Source organism: Vibrio sp. 2033 (assembly GCF_033339735.1).
The window spans coordinates 1-513 of sequence record NZ_JAWOVC010000864.1 but is presented as its reverse complement, the minus strand read 5'-3'; the positions used below and the strand labels follow the sequence as shown (position 1 = coordinate 513).

The following is a 513-nucleotide window of genomic DNA, read 5'->3' as shown; positions in this document are numbered from 1 at the left end:
ACATACGAACGTGAGTTATTCACGCTTCCTCCTTTTAAGGAAGGCCACTTTGGGCTGCGTATGTTCCGCCAAACCTTAGATGAAAAATACTACGCAACCATTTGGACGGACATGGCTCAAGTCGCAAGCCGATTGAATCGCTTCGCGAATGACGTCGTCAAACCAGAAGACATCATTTTATATTCCTCTGAGCGGCTTACTCGCTACCAAGAAAAAGAGGACGAACGCAGCCAACGTCGTTATACCGTAACAAAACATCACCCTGAGTATTTGTATCTTGGCGTCGATTTACTCGGCGCGATGGCGAGAGCAGATGAGTACGGCTTAAAGCACCAACAAGATAAAACACTGCGAGAAATCATTCGTCGTTACGATTTTACTCGCTACGCCACCGATAAAGAGATGATTGAAGCATGGGCGGCGCAGTTGGCAAATCAGGTCTATTGGCTGCGTCAACTGGGTGAACAAGATGTGGTGAACGCGTTCATTGAAGCATTCCGAGCGACCTACCCC

General features: G+C 48.0%; 1 protein-coding gene. It reads left to right on the top strand.

Translation table 11 applies throughout. The features are described 5' to 3' along the window. A partial coding sequence (locus R7P74_RS29520) for a DUF3541 domain-containing protein (RefSeq protein ID WP_318124313.1) occupies nt 1–513 on the top strand: 513 nt, incomplete at both ends.